General features: G+C 73.2%; 5 protein-coding genes. 3 read left to right on the plus strand and 2 right to left on the minus strand.

Features of this window, described 5'->3' with window-relative positions; translation table 11 throughout:
• Positions 1–101: 101 nt before the first annotated feature.
• Entirely contained in the window at positions 102–1,556 is a 1,455-nt protein-coding gene (locus ACFVX9_RS01000) for a hypothetical protein (protein ID WP_387979733.1), read from the minus strand.
• A gap of 334 nt (positions 1,557–1,890) precedes the next feature.
• On the opposite strand from ACFVX9_RS01000, the gene ACFVX9_RS01005 reads away from it, so the two are divergent.
• The gene (locus tag ACFVX9_RS01005) at positions 1,891–2,124 is read left to right on the plus strand and encodes a hypothetical protein (protein ID WP_387979735.1); all 234 of its coding nucleotides are present in this window, start codon (positions 1,891–1,893) and stop codon (positions 2,122–2,124) included.
• 162 nt (positions 2,125–2,286) lie between these two features.
• On the plus strand, positions 2,287–3,150 hold the full coding sequence (locus tag ACFVX9_RS01010) for a hypothetical protein (RefSeq protein WP_387979737.1): 864 nt from the start codon (positions 2,287–2,289) through the stop codon (positions 3,148–3,150).
• Positions 3,151–3,288: 138 nt separating this feature from the next.
• Here ACFVX9_RS01010 and ACFVX9_RS01015 read toward each other — a convergent pair whose 3' ends face one another.
• Positions 3,289–3,759, minus strand: coding sequence for a hypothetical protein (locus ACFVX9_RS01015; protein WP_387979739.1), 471 nt, complete (start codon positions 3,757–3,759; stop codon positions 3,289–3,291).
• Between the two features lie 1,518 nt (positions 3,760–5,277).
• Here ACFVX9_RS01015 and ACFVX9_RS01020 point away from each other — a divergent pair.
• Entirely contained in the window at positions 5,278–6,141 is an 864-nt protein-coding gene (locus ACFVX9_RS01020; protein ID WP_387979741.1) for a hypothetical protein, read from the plus strand.
• Positions 6,142–6,281 lie beyond the last annotated feature (140 nt).

The raw sequence follows: 6,281 nt of genomic DNA on the forward strand, positions 1-6,281 counted from the left end.
AAAACAAAACTCCCCCCGCCCCCCCTCTTTCTGGGTCGCGGGGGGGGGAGGGGAAGAAACACACCCTCCCCCCCCCCCCCTTCCGGTGCGGGCTCGGCCGTTCAGCGGCGGAAGCCGCGGCGGGGGTCGCGGGCCGTGACGTTCCCGAACGGTTCGAACCAGGCCTGCGCGCGCAGGTCACCCACACCGAGCTGCCGGTTGGCGTCGCCGTCGGGGTCCTCGATGCCGTCGAAGCGGGAGCTGTAGAGCATGAGGACGTCGGTGTCCTGGAAGAACATGTCCGTGCAGGCGCCGAAGTCGTAGTCGTCGCGGTGGACCGGCAGTGTGCTGTGCGTACCGTGCCCGGTGCTGTCGGAGTCGTCCCCCAGCTCGTCGGCGCTGTCGCCCGCGTCGGCGATGGCGAGGTGCAGGGCGATTTCCTCGGCAGTGCAGGTCGGCCGCGGCCAGTGACCGCGTTCGAGGTCGTCGGCGAGGTCGTCGGCGGCGCGGGCGAAGCGGCGCCGCCACTGGAGGTCGGTAGCGAAGGTCAGCTTCGGCAGCCGCGGGAACACCCCCCAATCGCCCTCGTGCTTGTCCGGGACGAGGCGCCCGTCACCGAGTTCCTCGGCGTCCTCGTACGCCTCGTCGGCCAGCAGCGACAGCGCGGTGTGGAGGAGATCGGCCGTGCGGGGAGTCAGCTGCCACAAGCAACTCTCCTCCTCACACTCCGGGTCCTCGCAGTGCGGATCCTCCACAGGGAACAGCGCCGCGAAATCGGGAAGTTCCTCCCCGAAGCTGTGCTCAGGGGACTCCCCCGCCTTGGCGGCACGCGGGCCGGGACCGAAGTCCGCCACGACCGGCTCCACACTCCACTCGGCGACCTCGTCGCCCTTGTTCCGCCGCAGCAGAGAGATATGGCTGCGTTCGGTCAGGGCGTCCGCCCCGTCGACGTCGGCAGGCGGGTCCGCGAGCCACATGACCGCGCCGACCACGTCGTGCGGGTCGTCATCGTCGAGCTGGTCGGCCGGCATCGGCTCCCAACCCTGCTCGCCCGCGGCGTCCAGCAGGGCCTGCCGGTCGTGGACGTGGAACTCGCGGAGCGAAATGATCCGTACGACCTGGCCCGGAAGGTCACGCAGCCGCGCCTTACCCCGCGCGGGGCCGCCAGGTGCCGGGGCCTCGTCGTTGTCGCCGCCCTCGCTGTCCGCGCCGTCGTCCTGGCCCGGGTCCTCATGCGCGGATCCTTCGGGCCAGGCGATGAGCGTTCCAGCGGCGACCGGCCAGGTGCCGGAGAGCACGTGGGCCACGGCCTGCCGGAGTGAGGACGCCGGAGCGTCCGGCAACTGCCCGCACAGCCCGTCCACGGACTCGGTGTGCAGGACACCGGCCGCCCGCCTCAGGGTCCGGCGCAGCAGTTCGGCCGCGCGGTGGGCGAGTTCGGGGTCACGGCAGGTGAGGACAGCCTGGAGCGAGTCGGGGCCGTCGTCGTGGGAGAGGAGCGCGAGGACGCGGCTCTTGCTGGGGGTGTGTTCGCACAGGAAGTCGCGGGGTGAGGCGGCGAGTTGGTGCTCGGGCATGCGGGGAACTCCGGTGCGGTGAGGCACGCCGCAGGCACGCGGCGTGGTAGATGGTGGAGTTCCGCTGGTGGGCGCGTTGCTGACGCACCTCCGGACGGTAAAGAAGACAATCGGCCGAGGCTGGTTCCGCCGATGCTGTCGGCGGCCCGGACCTGGTCCTGCCGGACACCGTACCCGAGCCGCCGAGGAGTTGTCCCCCACGGCTACTGTGCCGCTGACGGCACAGTAGCCCCGGGCGGCCGTGGCCCCAGGGATTCCCTGGCGCGTGGCCACCTGCGGACGGCAGCGGAGCGACAACGGCACGGGTGTCAGTGGGACCCGCTAGCGTGCCAGCATGCCGTCAACTACCGCCTCTGTCCGCCGTGTCCCGCTCGGCCGCACCTTCACTCCGGAGATTCCGCTCGGCCCTGCCGGGAACATCACCCTCGCCTGCTACGCCGCGGCGTCCGGCAAGGGCAAGCTCCATGGCGACGAAGCCTGCGGCACGCTGCGGTCGGCGCCCTCCGTCCGCAGCGCCAAGATCCCGCTGGGCGAGGCTGTGGGACGGCTGTGCCGGACCTGCCGCTGACCTCTTCCCACCGACAGTCCGATCCTCAGGCTCCTGGCGGCGGTCATCGACATCGGCACCCTCAAGATCTGGCTCGACCGCGAACCCGACTCGGAGGAGGAGAAAGCGGAGGAAGAAGGTGCCGCCCTCGCCCTGGCCATCGGCGAGTACCCCCCGAGCAATATGGGTGAGCCGTCGGACGAGACGGACGGCGAAGCCGAGGAACAGGAAGAGGACTTCGACGACGAGGCGTGGGAACGCCACTCCCGCGCCCGGGAGACGCGGCGCCACCGCCATGAGCACTGGCGCCGCCTGCACACCTACCTGATCAGGAGCAACAAGGCCCTCCAGGCGTTCCCCGTCCTGCAGCCCTGGGCCGAGCCGTTGCAGGCCCGGCTCGCCGAAGTCCTCGAGGAAGAGCGCCGCGCGTTCGCGGCCTTGGTGCAGCCGGTCCCGCTGGTGCAGGCCGCGGCGGTCAGACTGCTCCCGGAGCCGGAGTTCACACCGGGCCAGGAGTTCGCGGGTCTCGGCGCCGATGCGGCCAAGGTGGTGCAACGTGCCTGGCGCGCCTGGAAGCACCGGGCGTCCTGGTCGTGGCGCCGCCTGGAGGACAACGACTTCGCGGTGTCCTCCGTGGTGCGCGACGCGTTCGGCCGCCGCCGCAAGGGCCGACCGGAGACCGAGGCCGCGTTCGACGAGCTCGTCACGGGCTGGATTCGCGAAGTCCGCCGACAGGCCGCCCTGCACGGCGAAGCCCCGCGGCAGTTGCTCGCCGTCAAGATCCCCACGGTCGAGAAGGAGCCGTACGAGGAACGGGCGCACGATCCGCTGACTCAGTGGGAAACGGCCGTCATCGCCACCTACCAGGTCGCGGCCGACTGGCCGGCCGGCACGGTGGCACTGCTCGTCCCGCATCTCGTCGGCGAGCACCTCGTCGCAGGAGCCACCGGCGCCATGCCGGTCACCCGACTCGCGGTGCCGGACTCCGCACTTCCCGTTCACGCGTTGCTCCAGGCCTGGCAACCGGAGGCCGACGACGAGGAATGAGCAGTGCCCCAGGCATAGCAGGTGGCATGGCTGTGCCCGGCAGGCCCGGCCTCTCGTCGGCCGCCCGCTGTCCTCGGTCCGGCAGGCCTCCGCGCCGACCGGAAGCCGGAGCCCGGAACACGCAGGGCCGCTGCGCTGTCAGCAGTCCCGCTCCGGGAGCACGCGCAGGGCGAGGACGGATCCGTCCGGGTGGATGGAGACGGGGCCGTCCCAGTCGTCGTCCCAGGTGGCGGTCGGCCACGAGGAGCGGCGGGCGTGGGCCTCCTCGCGGTAGTGGGTGAGGCGGCGCTCGACGAGGTGCTCGAAGAGGTCCTCGGCCACGCCCGAGAAGGCCTCCACCCGGGTGCGGTTGAGGCGCAGGACATGGTCGGTGCCGACGAACGGGACGCCGAGGAGTTCGTGGTCCGCGTCCTGGACGCTGCCGATCGCGGCATGCGAGATGCCCTCGTTGATGGTCGGGTCTCCCAGGGGAATCGCACTCCCGGGCGACCCGACCGTCAGGGTGGCGCAGGCCCGGGCGCGGAGAGGCCGGCGGCTGGTGAGGATGAGTGGGAAGCCGTGCCATCGGGGCCCGGCGGTCCATGGTCGGAAAGGGGTTGTGCTGTGCACGGAACAGCGGATTCTGTGGCACGAGGCGGGCGGCGGGAGCGCCGTGGCCACGGCGGGAGAGGTGTGCTGGCGGTGACCGGGGCACTGGCCCTTGGCTGCGCTTGCCTGTGCGGGTCGGCGGTGGCCACCGTGCCTGCCGCAGGAGGCGCACAGCTGAGTGCCTCCGGTGAGCAGGCGTTCACCGCGTCGGGGACTTTCACTGTGCCCGCAGGTGTCACGCAGGTGCAGGTGTTCGGTTGGGGTGGGGGCGGGCGTGGTGGTCCGGGCGCCGGAGGTGCCGGGGGCAGCGGCGGCGGGGGAGGCGGTGACCCCGAGCCGCTCGGGTCGCTGATGGGTGGCGGTGGCGGTGGCGGTGGTGGCGGCGGAGGAGGGGGCGGCGGCGGGGGTGGCGGTACCTCCGGGTCCTACGCGACGTGCACGTTCACCGTGACCGGGGGGACCGTGCTGAGGATCGTCGTCGGTTCGTCGTCGGGCGAGGGTGCGCCCGGGACCGGCGGCGGGAGCGGTGCCGGTGGTCTGGCCGGGACGCTGCTCACGAGCGGGTTGCCCGGCTTGTCCGGCGGCGGGGGCGGCAATGCCAAGACGTCGAGCGTCAGTGGTGGAGGTTCGACCGTTGTCCTGGTAGGCAGGGGCGCATATATGGCGGCAACTGCGGGCCAGCCGGGCGGCCTGACCACGGGGTCGTCGGAGGCCGGGGGTGGCACCAGTGGTGGAGGGGGTGGCGGGGGCGAGAACGGTAAAACGGGCCAGAGCGGTGGCGCTGGCGGGTCGGGCGGGCAGGCGGGATCGGGCGGATCCGGCGGTGCCCCCGGTAGCAGTGGCGGGTCACGTGGGGGTCTGTGCGCTGGTGGGACCGGCCTGACGACCGCCAAGGGGACGGCCGCGGCCGGCGGGAGCGTCGGCGGGGCGGGTCTGCCGGGTGTGACCGGTGGCCAGGGAAGCTCCACCGGGGTGGGCGGTGCGGGTGGGTCCGGCGGCCGGGGCGGCGCCGGCGGCACCGGAGGCTCGGGCGGTGCGGCACCGGCCGGGGCGGTCACCCCGCCCGCCGGCGTCGCGATGGGCGGCACCGGAGGCAACGGCGGTGAGGGCGGCACGGGTGGCCAGGGCGGCCGGGGCGGCACCCGTGGGGAGACTGGCAACAGCTCCGGCGTGGATGGTTCCCCGGGTGCCTCCGGCCAGCCTGGGAGCCCGGGTGGCAGTGGCTATGTCCTGATCATGTGGTAGCGGAGACGCCGTTTCTGCGCAGGTGGTGGTGGGACAGGACGCGTCCACCGCGGGGATGGCGGCAGGCCTGGCGGTGGTGGCCTGGGCAGTGCCCGGTGCGGCGATGACGGCGGCCTGTCGGGCGTTGCGGTGTGGCCAGGGCCGGGCGGGGATTACCCCGAGCCGACTCCTGGAGTCGCGGCGGGGCGCCCCTCCTCGCACTGTGGGTGCATGAGCGACAACCAATGTGTGACGCGTGGTGGGCCTCGTCCGAAAGCCGGCCGGTCCCGCGCGGTATGTGCCACGGTCGGCGCGATGAGCCTGGCGGGCGCGTTCGTGCTCCCGGTCGGCCTGGCCGTCCCCGCCTCCGCGATCTCCTCCACCACCCAGACCTTCACCGCCGACGGCACCTTCACCGTCCCGGCCGGGGTCACCAGCATCGCCACGATCCTCATCTCGGCAGGTGGTGGCGGATCCGGTGGCGGGGGTGGCGGCAGCGGCCTCTACAACAGGCTCGGCGGGGGCGGCGGTGGAGGTGGGGGCGGCGGGGGTGGCGGTGCCCGGGTGGCGTGCACCCTGACCGTCACCCCCGGCCAGGTCCTGACCCTCACCGTCGGTACCGGCGGCCAGGACGGTGCCGCCGGCGCCGCCGGACTCGGCGACTTCCTCGATCCCAACGGCGGCCCCGGCGGTGACGGCGGCAAAGGCGGCCGGTCCGCCCTCGCCATCAGCGGGAGCACCCAGGCTTCTGCCGCCGGCGGCGGCGGGGCCAGCGGCGGCTTTGGCGGGACCGGTCCCCTGCCCCTGGGGCCTGGCGGCCTTCTAGCGCCAGGAATCGGCGGCAACGAGGGCAACGGCGGCTACGGCGGCGGCCTGTTCGGCGGCTCCACCTGTCAGGGCAGCCAGTTCAGCGACAGCGTCGGAGACGAAGGCGACGAGGGCGGGCGCGGCAGCAACGGTGGCACACCTGCCGGCGGCCCCGGCGGTAGTGGTGCTACCGGTGGCGCGGCGGCGCCCCCGGTACCGGCCACCTGCCCGATCGGCACCGGCAGCGGCGGCAGCGGCGGCCCCGGCGGAAACGGTGGCGGCAACGGCGGCAACGGCAACCTCGAACCACCGGGAAGCCCCGGCACCGCCGGCACCGCAGGCAGCAACGGCTGCATCACCCTCACCTACTGACGGGCGCCGGCGCCGAACAGCAACCGTGAAGCGCCGGCCACGTTGTCGTCCCCCCACGCGGAAAGAGCCGGACGTCTTGGTGCTTACTCCCATGCCCCAGACGAGGCGAAATGACGTGATCTGCCCTCCAGCACCGGAAC

Source organism: Kitasatospora sp. NPDC058243, from assembly GCF_042882025.1.
In the GTDB taxonomy this organism is placed as follows: Bacteria; Actinomycetota; Actinomycetes; order Streptomycetales; family Streptomycetaceae; genus Kitasatospora.